This is a genomic window from Pseudofrankia coriaricola (assembly GCF_032027725.1).
GTDB lineage: Bacteria > Actinomycetota > Actinomycetes > Frankiales > Frankiaceae > Pseudofrankia.
The window spans coordinates 70034-89527 of sequence record NZ_JASNFO010000076.1 but is presented as its reverse complement, the minus strand read 5'-3'; the positions used below and the strand labels follow the sequence as shown (position 1 = coordinate 89527).

Here is a 19494-nt window from a genome sequence, read left to right as displayed (position 1 = left end):
CCGCCGAGGGACGAGCGGATGGAACGAGGGCGGCGGGGTCAGCTGACGAGGTCGAGGAGCTTGCGGCCGTCGACCCAGTTGCCGGTGAGGTCGGTGAAGCCCTTGCCGTTCCAGGTGAGCAGGCGCACGGCGGAGTTGCAGATCGACGGCAGGAGATTGATCTGCTTGCCGTCGCAGGTGAACGGATGCGCCATGACGTTCGGGTATTCCTTGGTCGCCCGCAGCGCGGTGGTCAGCGCCGCCGGCGTCGGGTCCGGCAGGGTCTCGAGCAGGTTGCGGACCACCAGCACCGCGGAGAACGAGCCCTCCGAACCGGAGGTCCGCTGCTCGGCCGGCACCCGCTTGGCGAAGGCCGCGGCGGCGGGGTCCTTGTCGCCGTCGGTCGCCGGCAGGTAGCCGGAGGCGAAGACCAGGTTGTCGGTGTGCCCGCCGGCCGCCCTGGCGACGGTGGGGCTCGCGCAGGAACCGATCAGGTACATCGGTGTCTTGATGTTGAGTGCGCTCGCAGCCTGGACGATGCGGGCGCAGGCCTGCGCCTGGAACACGACGACGATCGCGTCGGGATTGCCCTTGGCGGCGTTGCTGAGGGCCGGGGCGAAGTCGGCGGCGTCAGCCTTCTCCGACGTGAGGGTGACGTCCGTCACGCCCTTTTTGTTCAGGATCTGCCTCGAGTAGTCGATCGCGATGGAGAGCAGCCCGGACAGGTCGACGTACAGCGCGTGCACGCTGTGGACCTTCTTCACCGACGTGAGGTAGTCGGTGATGCCGATCAGCTCGGCCGCGGTGCCGCCGGTCAGCGAGAACGAGTTCGTCGAGTTCAGCTCCCCGTTGAGCTGCGGCGAGCCGCTCACGTAGGGGATGCCAGCGTTCTTGTAGACCTCCATCGCCGCCTCGGCGCCGACGTCGATCCCGCCGACGACGGCGACCGGGTGCTGCGCCACGAGCTTGTTCGCGCAGCCCTGCGACGACTCGGGCGAGCCGTTCGTCGCGCAGGTCACCAGCTTGACGGGCCGGCCCTTGACCCCGTCCAGCTCCGCGTTCGCATACGCGGCCGCCGCCTCCGCGGCGACCCGGGTCTCCGGGAACGAGCCGACCGCGCTGTTTTCCTGGGTCACATAGCCGAGCAGCAGCGGTGGCCCGGTCGGCCCGACGGCGGGCGTCCCGCTGCCTGTGCCGTCGCCCGCCGAATCCCCTCCGCGCTGACTCGTGCACCCGGCGAGAACCATCGCCAGCGCTACACAGCCAGCCGCGAGAACACGCCCAAAACGGATCACGACCAGGAAGCTACACTCCCGTCGGCAGCCGGGCGCGGTCGAGTCGAGCTTGGGGACAGGTGTGTCCACGTATCTAGCCGCGTTGGTTCTCGGGCTTGGCACCGGGGCCGTGTACGCAGCACTCGGACTCGGCCTTGTGCTGACCTATCGGGCATCTGGCGTGGTCAACGTCGCGCATGGCGCCTTCGCCATGTATGCGACGTACCAGTACGCCGAGCTGCGTGAGGTCGGCGACATCGTCTTTCCCGTCGTCGGCGTGCCACCACGAATTCATCTGACCGACCACCCGTCGTTCACCCTGGCTTTCACGGTCTCGCTGGCGCTCGCGGGGCTGTTCGGGCTGATCGGCTATCTGCTGGTGTTCCGGCCGTTGCGCTCCGCGCCGCCGATGACCGCCGTTGTGGCCGCCGTCGGGCTGATGATCGCGCTGCAGGCCGTGGCCGTGATCCAGTTTGTCTCCGGGCCGTCAGGTACCGACAGCCGGTCCCTCGACCCGGTGCTGACGCAGAAGCCCGTCAAGGTGCTCGGCACGACGGTCCCCAGCGACCGGCTGCTGCTCGCCGCGCTCGCCATCGCCGCCGGGCTGGTGCTGTGGGCCGTGTCCCGCTGGACCCGGTTCGGGCTCGCCACACGGGCCGTCGCCGCCGACCCGGACACGGTGGCGCTGTGGGGCTACCGCACCGAGCTCATCGCCGCCGCGAACTGGGTGGTGGCGGCGGTGCTGGCGGCGGCGGCCGGAATCCTGATCGCGCCGGTCTCCGCCCTCAACCCGGGGACGTTCTCGCTGTTCGTCGTGCCCGCGCTCGCGGCGGCGCTGCTCGGCGGCCTTTCGTCGTTCGGCGCGACCGTGGCGGGCGCGCTCGCTCTCGGCATGGCCCAGTCGGCGCTGCTCCAGGTCCGGCAGGACGTGAGCTGGCTCGACCAGCCGGGCCTGCGCGAGCTGCTGCCGCTGCTGCTGCTCATCGGGGTCGCCGTCTCGCGCGGGCAGCTGGTGCCGGGCAGGGTCACGACCGCCGCGGCCATCACCCGGCTGCCACCGGTGGGGCCGCCGACCGGCGCGCGGCGCGCGGCGCTCACGCTGCTCGCTGGGCTCGCGGTCGGCGTCGGCGCGCTCTTCCTCCTGCAGGGGACCTACCGGCTCGGCCTGGAACGCAGCATCGCCGGCGCGGTCGTCTGCCTGTCGTTCGTCGTCCTGGTCGGCTACGTCGGCCAGCTCTCGCTCGCGCAGATGTCAATCGCCGGCGTCGCCGGCTTCCTGCTCGCCCGCCTGCAGCGCAGCCTGCACATCCCGTTCCCGGTGGCGCCGCTGCTCGCGACGGCCGTGGCCGCCGCCGTCGGCCTGCTGCTGGGTCTCGTCGCCCGCCGGGTACGCGGCATCGACCTCGCGGTCATCACACTCGCCGCCGGCGTCGCGATCCAGGAGGCGGTGTTCGCCAACCCGCTGGTCACCGGTGGACTTGGCGGCACCAAGGTGCCGTCGCCGAAGGTGTTCGGCGTTGACTTCGGGCTCTCCGGCCCCGGCTTCCCCCGGGTGCAGTACGGGTTGCTGTCGCTGGTCGTGCTGGCCGCCTGCTGCTACGGCGTCGTCCGGCTGCGCGGCTCCCGCTTCGGGCGGCGGATGCTCGCCGTCCGGGCCAACGAGCGAGCGGCATCGGCGGCTGGCGTAGACGTCCGGCGTACCAAGGTTCTCGCGTTCGGGATCTCGGCCGGGATCGCGGGCCTGGGTGGCTGCCTCCTCGGCTACGGCCAGGGCACCCTCTCCTTCGACTCGTTCGGCGTCACCGCGTCGCTGTTCTTCCTGGCCGTCGTCGCGGTCGGCGGGGTGACGACGGTGTCCGGAGCGCTGACCGCCGGGCTGCTGGTGCCGGGCGGGCTGGTGTTCACCGCGCTCGACGACGTGGCCGGGCTGGGTACCTACCAGTCGCTGATCTGCGGGCTCGCCGTCGTGGTGCTCGCGGTGCTGCGGCCCGCGGGACTCGCCTACCGGCGGCCGGCGGTGCCCGTGACGGCTGGTGCGCACCGGGCCGGCCGGAGCGGCGCCCGGCCGGGCGGGGCGCGCGGCGTCGCCGCCCAGCTGAGGCCGGGGAGCAGGACCGGCCCGTTGACAGGACCGGCCCCGCCGGCCGGAGCCGACTCCCGGGCCGGGGTCGCGCCCGCGGGCGAACCGAGCATCCCGGGCGATCGACGGCCCGGAACTGGCGTGGCTGGTGGGGCACCGCCGGAGGGGGACGCCCGGTGAGTGGGTCAGTGAGCGGGTCACTGCCGAACATGGGGGCGCTCGTGGCGCCCGAGCGCGGGCTCGCCGTCGACGGTCTCACCGTCCGCTACGGACGCGTGACCGTCGTCGACGACGTGTCGTTCGTCGTACCAGCCGGCACGATCATTGGGCTGATCGGCCCGAACGGTGCCGGCAAGACCACCCTGATCGACGCGATCACCGGTTTCGTGCCCGGGTCCGACACCGACGGGTCGATCCTGCTCGACGGCACCCGGATCGAGTCGCTGGCGCCGCACGAGCGGTTCCGGCGCGGCCTGGCCCGTACGTTCCAGTCGTTGGAGCTGTTCGAGGACCTGTCGGTCTCCGAGAACCTGGCCGTCGCCGGCGGTGCCGCCACGGGCAGGCTCGCCAACCCGGCCGGGGCCTCGCCGCTTGCGTCCGCGGTCGCCGCCGTCGGCCCGGCCTCGACCGGGCCGATCACCATCGGCCCGAGGACCGGGCCGCTGGCCATCGGCGCGGCGATCAGCGGCGGGCTCGCCCGGGCGGGACGCGGCGGGGTCGACCTCACCGCGGTCGCCAGCCAGCTGCCGGACACGTTGACCCACGACCAGCGGGCGGCGCTCGCGTTCGGGCGGGCGCTCGCCGGGCGGCCACGAGCCGTGCTGCTCGACGAGCCGGCCGCCGGCCTCGACGCGCCGGGACGGGCGGCCCTGTCCGCCCGCCTCCGTGCGCTCGCCGCCGCTGGCATAGGCGTGCTGCTCGTCGACCACGACGTCGAGCTCGTCTTCTCCGTCTGCGATGAGGTGGTCGTGCTCGACGGCGGGCGGGTGGTCGCCCAGGGACCGCCCGAGCGGGTCCGGGTGCACCCCGCTGTGCGGACCGCCTACCTGGGCACCGGGCCGAGCGATGCCGACGTGCCCGCCCCGCCGCGGCCCCGCCGGCCGGCGTCCACAGGCGACACCACGCCGGCCAGGCCCGGTTCGGCGGCGGCGCGGGCGCTGCCGCCCGTGTTGCTGGAGGTCGACCGGGTCGTCGGGCGCTACGGCGGGCGGCGCCGCGGCGTGCTCGCCCTCGCGGGCGGCGGTGTCCCGGCCGGCGCGCCGGTGGTGCGCGACGTCTCGCTCACCGTCCGCCCAGGAGAGATCGTCGCCCTGCTCGGCCCGAACGGGGCCGGCAAGACGACGCTCATCCGCATGATCTCCGGGCTGCTGTCGCCGGTCACCGGCACGGTTACGCTGCTCGGCTCGCCCACCCGGCGAGCGACTCCCGACAGGCTGGCCAGGCGGGGGCTCGCCGTCGTGCCACAGGGGCATGGCTCGGTTCCGACCCTGACCGTCCGGGAGAACCTGCGGCTGGCCGTCCGCCATCCCGCGCCGCGCGGTGCCGCCGGGGCGGGCTGGCCCGGTCCCGACACCGCGGCTGGCCCCGCCGCGGGCGCGGGCGCCCCAGCCGGCGTCGGCCCCTCCGGCAGCGATGGCACCCGCGGTGCCACCGCCAGCGCCGATGCCGCCCCGTCGGTCGGCGCCCAGCGGGCCGGGGAGAGGATCGCGGCCGTTCTCGAACTGTTCCCGGCGTTGAGCGCGCTGCTCGGCCGGCCGGCCGGAGCGCTCTCGGGCGGCGAGCGCCAGCAGCTCGCGCTCGCCCTCGCGCTGGTCCGCCGGCCCGCGCTGCTGCTGGTCGACGAGTTCTCCTTCGGCCTCGCGCCCGGCATCGTGCCGCCGCTGCTTGCCGCGCTGCGCCGCGTCGCCGACGAGACGGGCCTGGGGGTACTGCTGGTCGAGCAGCACGTCTCGCTCGCGCTGCGGGTCGCCGACCGGGCCTACGTCCTCGACCGCGGCCGCATCGCCCTGCATGAGGACGCCGCTCACCTGATCGCGCACCCCGAGCTCATCGAGGAGAGCTACTTCGGCGGCACCACCCAACCGCCTGAGTGACGGCGAACCCGTTTCCCGCGCCTGGCCGCGCGACGAGTCGCGATGAGTTCTGTCGCGGCGACCGGTCTCATGGAGACGGCGGCCGTCAAGCTTGAGCGCATCCGGAGCGCCTCCGTGCCGACCGCCTCATGGTTCTGGCTGCGGGTCGTCGGCTGACAGGCTCAAGATTCTGCGCAAGCCGCGAGGACGGCGGATTCGGGCCGCTTAGGTGCGTCTATCAGGGGAAATCTACGCACTGGTGCCCGGGACGCGGCAGTCCTCCGTCGACCACGCGGTCTCGGTAGGTGCCGACCGTCGTCCCCGGACGACGGCCGGCCCGGCCGCCCGGAACGGCCGACTTGTCGGACCCGTGGAGCATGCTGGGAGACCGAGCCGCCCACGAGGGGCCCAACCGCATACCACTGTCTCGCCGGAATCGCAGGTATCACGATGCGCAAATGGCTGCCACTGCTGACGGTCTGTCTGGGCACGTTCATGCTGCTAGTCGACGTCACGATCGTGAACGTCGCGCTGCCGAGCATGGTCGACGACCTGCACGCGTCCTTCGGGGCGCTGCAATGGGTCATCGACGCCTACGCGCTCGCGCTGGCCGCGCTGGTGCTCGGCGCCGGCTCGATCGCGGACATCGTCGGGCACCGCCGGGCCTACATCGCCGGGCTCGTGGTGTTCGCTCTGTCGTCGTTGATGTGCGGACTCGCCGCGAACGACGGGCTGCTGGTCGCGGCCCGCGCGGTGCAGGGCATCGGCGCCGCCGCCATGTTCGCGACCAACTTCCCGCTGCTCAACGCCTCCTACACGGGCAGGGACCGGGGCGCCGCCTACGGGATCTGGGGAGCGGTCGCCGGCGCGTCGTCGGCCATCGGCCCGATCGTCGGCGGGGTGCTCACCGAGTACATCTCCTGGCGGTGGATCTTCTTCGTGAACCTGCCCGTTAGCGCGGTCGCCGTCGTGCTCGCGCTGACGGTCCTCACGGACGCTCGGGCACAGCTGCGCATCCGGGTGGACGTCCCGGGCATCGTCAGCTTCACCGCCGCGGCCGCCGCTGCCACATACGCGCTGATCAGGGCGAACGACGACGGCTGGTCGGACGCGGGCGTCTGGCTGCTCCTCGGCGCGACGGTGGTGCTGCTGGCGGCGTTCGCCGCGTTGGAAGCGCACTCGTCGCACCCGATGTTCGACCTGGCGCTGCTGCGCAACCGTTCGTTCGTCGCCGTGCTGATCGCCGGACTGCTGATGACGTTCGCCGCCTTCTCCGCCTTCACCTACACATCGATCTGGCTGCAGTCGGTGCTGCGGATGAGTCCGCTGGAGGCAGGCCTCACCGGGCTGCCACTCTCCATCACCGCGTTCTTCGTCTCCGCGCTGCTCGGCCGGTTCCTGCATGAGCGCCGACCGGACCTGGTGATCGGCAGTGGACTCGCGTTCATCGGTGTCGGCGGGTTCGTGGTCGCCCTGCTCGTGCACGGGTCGGCCAGCTGGCCCGCCCTGATCCCCGGCTTCGCGATCATCGGTATCGGCGTCGGCATGACAACCCCGATGCTCGGATCGGTCTCCATGTCCCTGGTGCCCCTCCAGCGCACCGGGATGGCCGCGGGAGCGGTGAACACCATGCGCCAGCTGGGCTACGCCTTCGGTATCGCGGCGCTTGGCAGCGTCTTCGTCGCCCGCGCGCAGGACAGCCTGGCGGGCAAGCCCATCCCCGCGGGCGGCGGCCGGGTGGCACACGCGATCGCCGGGGGCCAGACCCCCGGCCTGCTGAACGCCACCCCGGCGGATGCCAGGCCGGCGTTCGACACGGCCGCGCACGCCGCCGCCGTCAGCGGCGTCCAGGCGACCTTCGTCGTGGCCGGCGCTGTCGGCGTCCTCGCCGCGATCCTCGTCCTGATCCTCATGCGCCCGGCCAGGGCGGCGGCTTCGACGGAGCCCGCCGAGGCCGGCCGCACGGACGAACGCGAGACCGTCCAGTCGACGACCTGAGCCGCCCGACGACGCGCGTCAGGGGATGGGATCGGCGGGGACGGGCTTGTCGGCAGCCGGCTCGTCCTCGGCTGTGGACGCGTCGGTGGGTTCGGAGTCACCCGGCTCGGTGGAGCATTCGCCGGGCTCGGGGGGAAGGATCGCCGGGACGACGCTGCGGCGCAGGTAGGCACGCAGCTTGGTGTCGCTGGATGTGCGGTCGCTGTCGAAGATGAGCAGCGAGAGCAGCCAGCGGATCAGCGTCTCGGTGATCTCATCCAGCCGGGACTCCAGCGACGGGTCGTAGCTGGTGATCGGCTCAAGGATGGTCCTGGCGATCTGCAGCGAGTTCTCGGACAACGCCTCGTTCGCGGCCCACGGGTCCGCCGGGGCCTGGCTGATCGGATGCAGCGCCGGCTCGGCGCGGAACTCCCGGCGGGCGGCGATCAGCGCCTCCACCGCGAAGTCGCCGGCCGTCTTTGACCGGCGCCGGGCCGCGGCGACGACCCGTTCGGCGATCGACGCGCCCGCCTGCTCGAGCGCGACGGATACCAGTGCCTCGCGGGTGTCGAAATAGGCGTAGACGGTCGGCCGGGAGACGCCGGCGATCGTCGCGATCGCGCTTATCGAGGTGCGCTCCAGGCCGTGCCGCCGGATGCAGGCCAACGTGGCGTCGATGATCTTTTCTCGGGCCGACTCGGCGGCGGCGGCGGGGGAGCGGCCCGACCAGGGAGCGCGGCGGACCGGCCGCGGCTGCGCGTCGGCCGCGCGCTCGCGGATCGGTTCCACCGTGCTCCCCTGTATCGGACGTGGCAGCGTGGGAGGCGTCGTACCTGTTAGGCGACGCGACATGCTATTGCCAAGGAAATGTACAGCCTATCCGTCCCGCCAACGTGCTGGCGGCTTGCGTCGCCATGGGTATGTGGAATAAGCGGGAATTGTTGTCTGAACGCGGCGGACGCGCTGTGCGCGGCCAGCCCCGCCGGCTGGCCCGCGTCGAGCCAGCCTGGTCCTGCCGCTCCCCCTTTGCCGCCTCGCCTCCGCCGCCGTCAGCTCCGCCGCTCGTCGCGGGTGGCCGGGCCGAGCCGGTCCAGGATGGCGGTGCCCAGGTCGGGGCGGCGCATCAGCTCGCGGAAGGCGGTGTTCTCGGCCTGCCGGGCTCGCTCGACGCCTGATCGCTCGGCATCCCGGATCAGCCGGGTGGTCGCGAGCACGGAGGCGAGCGGCTTGTCGGCGATCGTCGAGGCGAGCGCCAACGTCTCGGCCAGCAGCGTCTCCGCCGGGCAGGCCCGCAGCGCCAGGCCCGTCTCCACCGCCTCGGCCGCCGAGATCCATTCCGCCGCCAGCAGGGCCTTCGCCGCCCGCTGCCGGCCCATCCGGCGAGGCAGCAGGTAGCTGCTGCCGGCCTCCGGAGCGACGCCCATCGTGGTGAACGGCGCCAGGAGGCGGGCCTCCTCGGAGATGAGCACGATGTCGCAGTGGGCGAGCATGGTCAGGCCAAGCCCGACGCCCGCGCCGTTGACGGCCGCGAGCAGCGGCTTCGGGAATGTCGTCAGCGCATCCAGGAAGGCGTTGAAGGGACCGCCGCCGGTTGTGCCCGCGGCCGCCTCCTCCGCCGTCTCGGTGGCCTCGGCATTCTCCGCGGCGACCGTGGATGCCTGGGCGGCCATCTCGACAAGGTCGGTGCCCGCGGAGAAGTACTTGCCGGCGCCGGTCAGGACGACGGCGCCGATCGCGTCGTCGACGGCCGCCGCGCGCAGCGCCTCGGCGGCGGCCAGGTAGAGGCCGGAGCTGAAGGCGTTGGCCTGCCGGGGCCGGTTCAGGGTCAGCAGCCGCACCCGACCGGTCGTGGACGTCAACAGCACGTCGCCCGACGTCGTGGGCGCCGCCGCTTCGGAAGCCGCGGCTAACGCGGGCTCGGCCGGCTCGGGCTCGGCGGGCTGGGACGCGGCAGCCTTGAATTCGGCAGCCCTGGATTCCGGTTCGTCGGCGGCGCGGGGCGCCGCGGTGGTCTCAGGCACGCCCTGCAGTGTCGACCGGAGGCACCGTTCCGGTCGAGAGCTCCCACTTCCGCCGGTGCCTGCCCGCGGCGCTGACAAGTACGTCATGACGGCGCTCTCCCGGCCGAGTCGGCGCCCTCCTGGTCGACAGGTGACCGCGGGTCGATCACGATGTCGTCGTGGTCGTGATGCTGGCTTCGATCGTCGCGCGCCGTGCGGTCCCCCTCGCCACAGCGGCCACGGTCGGCGGGCTGGCGCTGTTCGGCGGGCTGGCCTGGTGCGGGAGCCTGGACGCGTCCACGCCGTCCAATGGTGGGTCGCCGGTCGCGATCTCTGGTTCGGAAGCGGCGAGCCCGGCGTCGCCGCTCGGCATCGAGGCTGTGACCGACGTCAGCGGGGACGGCGCGGGCCCGGCCACCATCGCGGGGATCAACGCGCGGGGCGACGTCGCCGGCTACTGGCCCTACAGTGGGCGCGCCTTCCTGTTCACCGGTGGACGTCGCTACGACCTCGCCGCGCCGTCAAGCAGTCCCGCGCCGTCAGGCGATCCCGCGTCGGCCACGGCGCCGCTCGCTACCAGACCTTCGATCATGGTGGGCGCACTGAACGAGCGGGGACAGGTGGCCGGAGCGGTCGATCTCGGGAACGGCCGCTTCCAACCGGTGGTCTGGCACCTGCCGGACGCCGTCGCCGTGCCCGTAGGCCCGCCGGGCGCCGGCACCAGCAAGGACATCAACGACCGCGGCGACGTGCTGGTCGACAACGGCGCCTCCGTGGTCGTCGTCCACGCCGGCGTCGGACCGGCGGGCGGTGGCGAGTTCACCCGGGTTCCCGCCATGCCTGGCGCGGTCAGGCAGTATGGCGAGGCGATCAACGACCACGGCGTGGTGATCGGCTCGGCCGAGATCGTCCAACCAGGCGGTGCGCGGGTTACTCGCTCCTACCTGTGGGACGGCGCCCGGCTCGTCGATCTCGGCGTCCTCGAGCCGCGGGCCGACGGGTACGCCTTCGTCCGTGCAGTCGCGATCAACGAACGTGGGCAGGTCGTGGGCGTGAGCTCGACGGCATCCGACGACTCGCACGCCTTCCGCTGGGAGAAGGGGCAGATGACCGACCTGGGCACGCTCGGTGGCAGATCGAGCTTCGCGGCCGCGATCAACGAGCGTGGCCAGGTCGTCGGCCACGCGGCCACGGCCGGGGAAGCAGTGCACGCCTTCGTCTGGGCGGACGGGACGATGATGGACCTGGGCGTCCTCGGCGGCGACGAGAGCCTGGCTGCGTCGATCGATGACGCCGGCCGCATTGCCGGTTCCTCGACGGTCGCGCCGGGGAGCACGACGACACACGCGGTGCTCTGGACCGCGCGCACCGCGCCCACTGGGCTGGGACTGGTCGCGACCGCGACCGACCTGGGCGTCCCCTCCGGCTTCGCCGCGAGCGACGGCGTCGGGACCGGCGGCCCCCGCGCCGTGGTGGGCATGGCGACGCGGGCGGGTCGTGCCGCCCATGCCTTCGTCTGGACCGTGCGGGCCGGATGACGGCGTACCGGCGCTCTGGCCGTCCGATAGCGCTACCGGATGAGGAACCGGGTGACCGACGGGATGCCGGCCGGGGCCGATGCCGCTGCGCCGCCTGATGCCGACGCCACGCGCGATGCTGACGCAGGCACGGGGGCGAGACGCCGAGCGGCTGGTCTTCTTCTCGGACGCCGTCATCGCGATCGCGATCACCTTGCTCGCGCTGGAGCTCCCGCTGCCGAACTGCACGACGAACCGCGAGGTGTGGGGCGAGAGGGGCGCCGCGACCGCGGGTCCGTCTACCCCCGGTTCGGGGTCATCTCGTTCGTGCCATCGGTCGCGAGATACCGATCGCGATACGCGGAGGGCGTCTCACCGGTCCACGCCCGGAAGGCACGGGCCAGCGCGCTCGCGCTCCCGAAGCCCACCGCGGCGGCGATCTGGCCGACCGACATCGTTGACGTGCTCAGCAGAGCCATGGCCCGGAACAGCCGAGCCTGCTGGAGGTGCTCCTGCCAGGTCTGGCCCAGGACGGCCGCGAACCGCCGGCGCAGCACACGTTCGGAGATTCCGACGGCGCGGCACACCGCCGCGGCCCTGGCATCGGCCAGATGAGCCGCGGTATAGGCGATCACATCCCGGACGACGGGATCGTCCGAGACCGGCAGCGACAGCGGCGCCTCGTACGCGAGCTGACGGCGGACGACGCCGGCGAGCGCCGTGAAGAAGCCGCTGGCCTCCGCGTCATGGTGGGTCCGGCCGATGGGCCACCGGGTGGCGTATCTCATCATCTCGCGCAACACCGGCGGCACCGGAATGATGGCGGCCCGCGCGCGCGGAAAGTCGAAGGCGGCGGGGTCGAAGAACACCGCGATGGTGGTCACATCCCTGAGCAGGGGCGCGTGCTCGACACCGGCGGGTACCCATGCCGCGTAGGACGGCGGCAGCAGGTAGTGAGTGGTGGGGGTGCGGATCTCGGCACATCCGGATACCGCGTACTCGATCTCGTGCAGGTCGTGGCGGTGCCAGTACGAGATCACGTCGGTGGCGTGGTGCTCCACCGTGCCCGCGGCCACTGTGGCGTGCCGACGCATGGCGATGAGCGGCGCGGCGGTCACGGCGGTCACGGCGGTCACGGCGGTCACGGCGCGATCGTAGGTCCTCTCGTCGTGGCCGGAGCGCGGCCGGATCGGTACCGAGGAAGGCCGTCCAGGTCGCACGTCCGCGGTCGCCCCTGCCTACAGTCGGTCGGGTCCGATGACGACGCGTCCGAGGTTTTGAGATGACCCGGCGTCCTGTTGTGGACTCGACCCGGTCGGCCAGCGCGGAACTGGGCGGCCGTCGACTCGCTCATCTGGGGAGGATCGATATGCCGCCGCTCGGGGTGTCACACGTAGGTCTTACTGTGACGGATCTGAATCGAAGCTGCGCCTGGTACACCGAGGTCCTGGGCTGGAAGGAGCAGGCCCGCGGCCGCGGTGACACGACGTCCTTCGCGCACGGTGTTCTTCCCGGCGGGCTGAGCCTCGTCCTGCGCGAACACGACCAGCGCATCGTGGAACCGTTCGACGAGAAACGTCCCGGGCTGGATCATCTTTCGTTCTCCGTGGAGACAGAGGCCGACCTCGACGAGCTCGAGAAAAACCTCACCGCGGCGGGCGCCTCGTTCACGCCGAAGCGAGAGCTGCCCTATGGCTGGCTGCTCGCCTTCCGCGACCCGGACAACATCGCGCTCGAGGCCATGCTCGGCCGGTAGCCGTCGAGCATGACCTCGCGGGACAGCGGACCGGTGGCCCGGTCCGCTGTCTGTGCCGCTGCGACTATCTGTGCTGCTGCGACGCCGCGGCCTCGGGCCGGAGGTCCTTCAGCGAGAGCTGGTGCGCGGGCTCGTCGTGGAGCGCGATCTGGCGGGTGACACGCAGGTCGGGCCCGGCGTGGAGGAGCTCACCGGGATCCATCAGGCGCCAGGCGGGGCTGTCGTCCATACATTCGCTGGCGACCACGAGCGCGGGAACGTCGGCCAGGTCGCGGGAGTGGATGCGCATGTGGCCGGCGGTGCCGCTGTGGTCGAGATGCCGGTCGCCGTGGTGGCCGCCGGCCCGGCGTTCGAGGACATACAGCGGGTGGGTGTCGGGATAGCGCAACGCCCACAGCCCCCGCGAGGTCGTGAGGATCACGTTGAGGGCATACAGGGGCAGGTGCTGGGCGACCCAGCGGGCGGCGCGGGCGATGCCGGCGGCCACGTCGCCGTCGGCCGATCTGATCTCGCGGGTGACGAGGGCGAAGAACCGTTCGGAATCGGTGTCACCTTTCACCGCCGACAGGTCGGCGCCGAGCTCGGCGTCCAGCTCGGCCAGGCCTTCGATCACCCCGTTGTGCGCGAACAGGCGACCGTCCTGTTCGAAGGGGTGGGTGTTGCGTTTCTCCACGCCTCCCGTGGAGGCGAAACGGATATGGGCGAGGAATGTTGCCGACTCGACCTGTCTGGCCGCCCCGGCGAAACTTCGGTCCTCGTAGGCGGCGATGGGTGCCTTGCGTAGCTGCGGGGAATCGTCCGCGTCGAAATAGCCGAGCCCGGTGCCATCTGGCTCACGCCGACTCTGGTCGCTGAGGCTGTCCGGGGCGTCGAGCAGCCAGAAAGTGGCGTGAGTACGCCGCGGAGAGCTACTCATACCGAACAGGCGACACATACGGCATCGCACCCCTCATCAGAATCTGTGCCACTCCACCAGCGGAGCGACGGCCCCTGGTACCGGCACTCTGACACCGTGCGCGCCCGGGCGGCCTCCCGAATCCGTCTGTGGATCTTTCAGAGCCGCCGTCGACGGTCGCGGACGCCTGTTCTCGTCTGGCTAGAGGGCCAAAGGGTGTGCGAAAATGATCTTCCTTCGCACACCCGGCGGCCGTTGTCCCCAGGATCACTCATGGGTCCATCGGGCTGACACAGCGGTTCCAGCCCGGCGGGCCGGCCCGCGACGGCCGGCGCGCATCGGCTCGCATCAGCTGGCCCCGGTTGAGGGTTGACGTGATCCGCCGGCGCCGAGCTGGCAGTGTCGCTGGGGCGTTTTGCCTGCCTTGATGGTGGTACGTCACGAACGTGCGCTACTGATGGTTCACGAGCCAGACATCGGCGGGACGCCCAGAGTCCATGTACGCGCCAGGCCGTGCGGACCTGGCGTGGAACGCGACGACGAGGCGGGCGGGTGAGCGGGAGGAGTGCGATGAGCGCGGCGGCGATGGGTGCCGGGGGACGGGAGACGGTGGACGCGGGCTCGTCGCCGCACGCCGACGAGCCGCTAAGAAAGGCGCGATCGCTCGGTCGGTGGCTCGGATACGCCCTCGGCCAGGCGCTGCTGCTCGCCGGGCTGTTCAAGGTCTACCGGCTCGGGCGGCAGCTCGCGGCCGGGCACGAGAGCGACGCGCTGGGACATGCGCGGGAGGTCTGGCATCTGGAACGGGCGCTCGGCCTGCCGAGCGAGGAGGCCGTGCAGCGCTTGGCCCTCCACTCGACGACGCTGGTGGAACTGGCGAACCGGTTCTACATGTACGTCCATTTCCCGGCGTCGATTCTCTTTCTGGCCTGGGTATTGCTGCGCCACCGTGACCACTGGGCCCGGGTACGTAACGCGTTGATCGCGCTGACCGGCGCCGCGCTGGTGATCCATCTGGCTTACCCGCTCGCGCCACCGCGTTTCCTGTCCGGGGTGCTTCCGAACGTCGGCATCGTCGACACCGGCCGGCTCATCGGCCCGTCGCCGTACCCGTCGGAGGGCGGTTCGGCGAACCAGTACGCGGCCATGCCGAGCATGCACGTCGGCTGGGCGATCCTTGAGGCATGGGGCGTCCTCACGATCCTGCGGTCCCGGGCGCGGTGGGTCGCGCTCGCCCACCCGGTCGTCACCACGCTCGTCGTCGTGCTGACCGGTAACCACTACTGGCTCGACGGCATCGTGGGCGGCCTCCTGGTGGCCAGCGCGGTATGGATCACCGCACCGGGCCGGGCCGGTCAGCTCGTGGCGCGCCTTCCCGCGACGCCGCTGACGCCCGCCCCTCCCGCCACCGCGACCGGTTCAGAACCTGGTTGGCCTGAACCGTCGACGGATGCGGCCGCTCTCACCGCGCCGGTGGCCGCGCGCCGCCGTCAGTGACCGGTTCGACTGGTGCCCCTCTCGGCCGACCAGTAGGTCTCGAGGGCGATGTCGCCCTTGCGATGGAGCGAAGCAGATGCCGCGCGAGCAAGGGCACCGGGCCGGCGAGGTCAGGCCGGGAGGGCCGCCACGGCCATGAAGCGGCCGCACGGGCGGGTCGCTCGGTCGGAGAAGAAGGTGTCCGTCGAGGTCCTGGTGTCGATGGCCATGTCGTGGATGTTGGCGTCCTTGACGCCGGCGGCGCGGAGCTGGATGCGCAGGCCACCGACGACGTCGAGCGTGCAGTGGCCAGGGCGGGTCGGCGTGAGAAGGCCCGCGTCACCGAACGCGGCCGTGACCTCCGCCGCCTGCGCGTCTCCGATCTCGTAGCTGGCGGCGCCGATCGCCGGACCGATGCCGACGAGCAGGTCACCGGGCGCTGTGCCGTAGCTCGCGGTCATCGCCTCGATCGTCTTCGGCAGCACGCCGAGCACGGTGCCGCCGCGGCCGCTGTGCGCCACCCCGATCGCCCCCCGACCGGGATCGAACAGCACCACCGGAGCGCAGTCGGCCGCCGTGATCGCAAGCGCGGCGCCGGGCAGATCCGTGATGAGCGCGTCAGTCGCGGGGAACGCGGCGACCGAGTCCGCTGTACCGTCATGGCCGCGGCCGGCCAGCGCCGGGCCGACAACGGCCACCCGGTTTGTGTGCCGCTGGTCGGGCACGGTCAACCGGTCCACGCCGAGCGCGTCGGCGACCCGTCGCCGGTTCTCCAGCACGGCCTCGTGGTCGTCCCCGACGCGGTCCCCGAGGTTGAGGCTCGCGTAGCTCCCCGAACTCACTCCACCGTGCCTCGTCGTGATGACGGCGGTCACGTCGTCGCCGCTGAAGAGGAATGGTCGCAGCACAGGATTCCGACCCATCCGCCCACTGTAGTAACGCCCACGCGGTGCCGGAGCGATGACACCTTCGCTGACCACGGCCGCCACGACTGGCACGACGGCGCCCAGCCTGCCTACAGACCCGCCAGCTGCCTTACGTACAAGGCCCGCCACCACGCCTGGTCTTCCTCGACGGACTGTCCTCGCGCTGACGGCCAATTCTGTTCACGGATCGCCACTCAACAGGCCACGCGCGGACCGGGACGATGCCGGCCGCCTTGCGGCGCTCGCCGCGTTGGGCTGGCCGCCGCGGTGTCAGCGTCGCGCGCACTCGTCAAAGGCCCGCCGAAATGCGGTCGCCCGGTCGCGGTAGTTCGCGAAATGCCCGAAGCTCGGTGCCGCTGGCGACAGCAGCACGATCCCGTCCGGCGACGCCCAGGCAAAGGCCGCGCGCACCGCGGACCGCAGATCGTCGTGATCGGTGACGGGTGGGGTGCCGTCGACCGCCTCAATCGCCGCCCGGATGCGCGGACCGCTGTCCGGAAGCGTCTGGACGCTGGTCGGATACTTTCGGTCACGCAGCGCGACCGCCAAAGGGGCATAGTCGATCTGCCGGTCGTAGCCACCGACGATCAGTGCTATGCGACGACCCGGAAACGAGTCGAGCGCCGCCATGGTCGGAAGGACATTCGTCGAGAGGCTGTCATCGACGAACGTGACGCCGCCAGCCTCGCCAATTGTGTTCAGGCGGCTCTCGAGGCCCTCGAATCCCCGAAGGGCCTCCTGAAGCACCTCGTCGTGGTCCGCGCCGGCCACCCCCATCGCTCGGACGCAGGCCGCCGCGATGAGGACATTCATCTGGTTGTGGCTTCCGGGAAGCTTGATCGAGTGGATCCAGGAAGGTGACGCCTCGGCCGACGAGACCCATAGGACCCTGGGGCCCAGCAGTTCGCTTCGATCCCGGATCAGTTCGTCATCGCCGTTGGCGACAGTCAGGTCCGCGCCCGGCTGCCGGCAGACGGACAGCTTGTCTCTGTAGTAGTTTTCCGGCGATCCTCCATGCCAGTCGATGTGGTCCTGCGAGAGCGAGGTGACCGCGACGACCGGAGGTGAAACGCTCACGTCTGTGGCCTGGTAGCTCGACGTCTCGATGATCCAGCAGTCATGGCGTTCGTGGTCGACGTTGGGATCCCAGGGCGGTAGCCCGAAGTTTCCTCCCACGAAAGGGGATATTCCAAGCCCGCGCAGCATATGGCCGATTATGGCCGTCGTCGTGCTCTTGCCCTTCGTGCCGGTCACGCAGACCACCCGGGAAAGATCGCGCCCTTCCAGCCAGAGAGCGAGACCTCCGACGATCGGGATCCCCTTGTCCGCCAGGGTGAGAAACCTGGTGGAGTAGCGGCTGACGCCGGGCGTCTTGATGATGACATCGCAGTCCGCGAGGGCTTCCAGGCCGCCGCGGTCGAATGTCATGACCGGCAGGCCGCCACCTTCGACGTCGCCGTCATCAACGATCACCGCCGGGGTGGTTCCCATCGCCTGAAGGCGGGCGACGCTCGCGCGGCCCTCCGTGCCAAATCCCCAGATACCGACTCGCCGGCCGGAGAGGTCAGACCACGTCAATCGCGGTCGCGTATATGTCTGGGACAAAGTTCCGTCCGATCGGGCGGAGTAGTTCGTCGACACCGGCGGCCGGCTCCCCTAGTTCGTTGTCGATGGCCTCCAGGACGCGCTGCCCTTTCCGCCTCGGGTCGTTTACGGCGAGCTTCACCGCGGCAATGCACTCCCGCTGGTCGCCCACGCACTCGAACGGCTTGGAGTCCGGCATCGTCCCGACCAGCGTTCGAAACCGGTCCAGGAGTTCCACGCGGTCAAGCGGTTCTGTGCCGGAAAATACTTGGCGCAGCGCGTCGGGCTCGATAAACGGGGCCAGAATCAGATCTATGAAGCAGCATTTGTCGCATTCGCCGCACCACTTCTCGTACCGGTTCTGCGGCTTCAGAGCGAAGGCTCTGTTGCAGCTTCTGAAGGTGTGGTGATAACGCTCGAGCGCGGAGAATATCTCGGCGATTTTCAGCTCGCTGAACGAGCGCAGCCGTGAGAAGTACTGGAGCCCGTCTCCCAGGCTCTCGGACACGAGTTCGCGGAAGAGTATCTCGAACTCGGCCGACTTCGACCACTGGTGATTCACTGGCGTGCCGTCGAGAATCACCGTCGGCGACGAGGCCGACCATTCGTTCGACATCACGACCGCGTCGCGGCCACCGAGAACCGCCGCGAGCACGGCCGCCGCCGACAGAACACCGGTCACCGGGACGTGGCCGTTCAGATAGCCGGTCTTGCTCGTCGGCGCCAGGACCTTCGGGTCGAGCTCTCGTTCCGCCCGGACGATCGGCAGGCCGGTCACCGCGGCGGGAGCCTCGATCGCGGAGAACCTGTCGTTCTGTCGATTGGCGATGAACAGGGCGGCGTCCGTGCTGTACGGTGCCATGAGTTCCGTCGTGACAATCGAGTCGATTCCGCCGCCGAAGGGAATCAGCGGCCTGCGGCTCGCGCTCTGGTAACGGCTGGGGGGAGGGGTGCGAAGATCACCGTTGAACTCGATGTCACCCAGGTCGAGCCGGTTCTTGAAGGCATACTCACCTAGACCGTGGAAGTAATACGCTCGAAGAAACCGCTCCTCGACCTCGGACATTCCGACGGGTCCAAGGTCCACGACTCGCGCGGCCGTCGTCTTGTAGTAGGAGACACCGGCGGCCAGGAACAGTATTCTTGCCGCCGCCCGCACTTCTGGCCTGTCCCAGCCGCCGTCCGGCGAGAATGTGAATACCTCTGTGAAGTCGTCGGTATCGGTACTGTACCTGCAGCTGACGGTACCCGTGCCGGCGTCGATGTCAAACCCCTGGTAGACGAACCGGTCCCCGCGCGCCGGCCCCTCTACTCCAGTCTGGCGGGAAACCGTGGGCAGGCTACTCATCGACTACCTCCACCTTGATTGCCGGCGCCGTGGAATGATCACTTCTCGTGACCGGGAAACGGCGCGGGCCGGTGTAATTTTGACTCGCGTTAGTCCGGGAAAAGATGGACCGTGCCCTGACGGGGAGTGCTGGCGTCCGCTCGACCGTTTGCCGCTCTGAACGCGTCGCGGGCAGGGCTTCTCCCCGCTCCCGGGCCGCGGGAAGCGTCCGGTCTGACGCTGGCCCCGCTGGGTTGGCGTAACCCGGCCAACCTCTCGGAGCAAGCGACGTGCGCACGCGTTCTCGGTGCAAGTTTCTACCTTCCCATAACCGACGTCAGGTAGGTCCGCAGTCTAGGAGACACTACCGGATCTTGCTGGCCAGGCCGGCCCGCGCGGCTGACTCCGGGATCAATGCCGACGACCCGCGCCTGATCAATAGCGTTGTAGGCGGAGGCTGCGTGTCACGGTGAGTAACGGCGGTGGGGTGTGCGGATCCTGGCGGAGCAACACGTCCGGCCAAGCCCGGATGCCCGAAATGCGGGCGATCGAAGGGGAACTCCAGATAGACGGGTTCGCGTGCCCCTGGAGCGAACGGTCCCGCGGCGGCCGCGGAGTTCCGCGACACGGC

General features: G+C 70.9%; 14 protein-coding genes and 1 pseudogene. 7 read left to right on the top strand and 8 right to left on the bottom strand.

Annotation, left to right across the window (positions count from 1 at the left end; translation table 11 throughout):
- Positions 1–38 precede the first annotated feature (38 nt).
- The gene (locus tag QOZ89_RS33950) at positions 39–1226 is read right to left on the bottom strand and encodes an ABC transporter substrate-binding protein (RefSeq protein WP_083418847.1); all 1188 of its coding nucleotides are present in this window, start codon (positions 1224–1226) and stop codon (positions 39–41) included.
- A gap of 109 nt (positions 1227–1335) precedes the next feature.
- On the opposite strand from QOZ89_RS33950, the gene QOZ89_RS33945 reads away from it, so the two are divergent.
- The 3 genes from QOZ89_RS33945 (at position 1336) to QOZ89_RS33935 (ending at position 7403) form a co-directional block, all read left to right on the top strand.
- A complete protein-coding gene (locus QOZ89_RS33945) occupies positions 1336–3513 on the top strand; it encodes a branched-chain amino acid ABC transporter permease (RefSeq protein ID WP_083418846.1) in 2178 nt (725 codons plus the stop codon).
- Positions 3514–3521: 8 nt separating this feature from the next.
- Positions 3522–5426, top strand: a complete 1905-nt coding sequence (locus tag QOZ89_RS33940) for an ATP-binding cassette domain-containing protein (RefSeq protein WP_312627855.1) — start codon at positions 3522–3524, stop codon at positions 5424–5426.
- A 429-nt stretch (positions 5427–5855) separates the two neighbouring features.
- Entirely contained in the window at positions 5856–7403 is a 1548-nt protein-coding gene (locus tag QOZ89_RS33935) for an MFS transporter (protein ID WP_071049678.1), read from the top strand.
- Between the two features lie 18 nt (positions 7404–7421).
- Here QOZ89_RS33935 and QOZ89_RS33930 read toward each other — a convergent pair whose 3' ends face one another.
- Entirely contained in the window at positions 7422–8171 is a 750-nt protein-coding gene (locus QOZ89_RS33930; protein ID WP_071049677.1) for a TetR/AcrR family transcriptional regulator, read from the bottom strand.
- A gap of 260 nt (positions 8172–8431) precedes the next feature.
- Positions 8432–9403, bottom strand: a complete 972-nt coding sequence (locus QOZ89_RS33925; RefSeq protein WP_198543298.1) for an enoyl-CoA hydratase/isomerase family protein — start codon at positions 9401–9403, stop codon at positions 8432–8434.
- A 167-nt stretch (positions 9404–9570) separates the two neighbouring features.
- Here QOZ89_RS33925 and QOZ89_RS33920 point away from each other — a divergent pair, with 167 nt between their 5' ends.
- On the top strand, positions 9571–10920 hold the full coding sequence (locus tag QOZ89_RS33920) for a hypothetical protein (protein WP_312627857.1): 1350 nt from the start codon (positions 9571–9573) through the stop codon (positions 10918–10920).
- 79 nt (positions 10921–10999) lie between these two features.
- A pseudogene (locus QOZ89_RS47740) lies at positions 11000–11137 on the top strand (TMEM175 family protein); the annotation flags it as partial.
- 61 nt (positions 11138–11198) lie between these two features.
- On the opposite strand, the gene QOZ89_RS33915 reads toward QOZ89_RS47740, so the two are convergent.
- Positions 11199–12044 (bottom strand): AraC family transcriptional regulator, encoded by an 846-nt coding sequence (locus QOZ89_RS33915; RefSeq protein WP_312627854.1) that lies wholly within the window; start codon positions 12042–12044, stop codon positions 11199–11201.
- 224 nt (positions 12045–12268) lie between these two features.
- On the opposite strand from QOZ89_RS33915, the gene QOZ89_RS33910 reads away from it, so the two are divergent.
- A complete protein-coding gene (locus QOZ89_RS33910; protein WP_071049675.1) occupies positions 12269–12655 on the top strand; it encodes a VOC family protein in 387 nt (128 codons plus the stop codon).
- A 64-nt stretch (positions 12656–12719) separates the two neighbouring features.
- Here QOZ89_RS33910 and QOZ89_RS33905 read toward each other — a convergent pair whose 3' ends face one another.
- Positions 12720–13589: a class II glutamine amidotransferase gene (locus tag QOZ89_RS33905; protein WP_071049674.1), complete on the bottom strand. Its 870-nt coding sequence runs from the start codon at positions 13587–13589 to the stop codon at positions 12720–12722.
- Positions 13590–14120: 531 nt separating this feature from the next.
- Between QOZ89_RS33905 and QOZ89_RS33900 the strand changes: the two genes are divergently transcribed.
- Positions 14121–15047 carry a phosphatase PAP2 family protein gene (locus tag QOZ89_RS33900; protein WP_312627853.1) on the top strand — a complete coding sequence of 309 codons (927 nt, stop codon included), beginning with the start codon at positions 14121–14123 and terminating at the stop codon, positions 15045–15047.
- 110 nt (positions 15048–15157) lie between these two features.
- Here the strand turns inward: QOZ89_RS33900 and QOZ89_RS33895 are convergent, their stop codons facing one another.
- The 3 genes from QOZ89_RS33895 to QOZ89_RS33885 all read right to left on the bottom strand — a co-directional run bounded on the left by QOZ89_RS33895 (position 15158) and on the right by QOZ89_RS33885 (position 18884).
- Positions 15158–15934 carry a purine nucleoside phosphorylase YfiH/LACC1 family protein gene (locus tag QOZ89_RS33895; protein WP_157910524.1) on the bottom strand — a complete coding sequence of 259 codons (777 nt, stop codon included), beginning with the start codon at positions 15932–15934 and terminating at the stop codon, positions 15158–15160.
- 288 nt (positions 15935–16222) lie between these two features.
- Positions 16223–17593 carry a UDP-N-acetylmuramoyl-L-alanine--D-glutamate ligase gene (gene murD / locus QOZ89_RS33890; protein ID WP_083418842.1) on the bottom strand — a complete coding sequence of 457 codons (1371 nt, stop codon included), beginning with the start codon at positions 17591–17593 and terminating at the stop codon, positions 16223–16225.
- The gene (locus tag QOZ89_RS33885) at positions 17517–18884 is read right to left on the bottom strand and encodes a MurL-like N-terminal domain-containing (RefSeq protein WP_312627850.1); all 1368 of its coding nucleotides are present in this window, start codon (positions 18882–18884) and stop codon (positions 17517–17519) included. The genes murD and QOZ89_RS33885 overlap by 77 nt, the downstream gene beginning before the upstream one ends.
- Between the last annotated feature and the right edge of the window lie 610 nt (positions 18885–19494).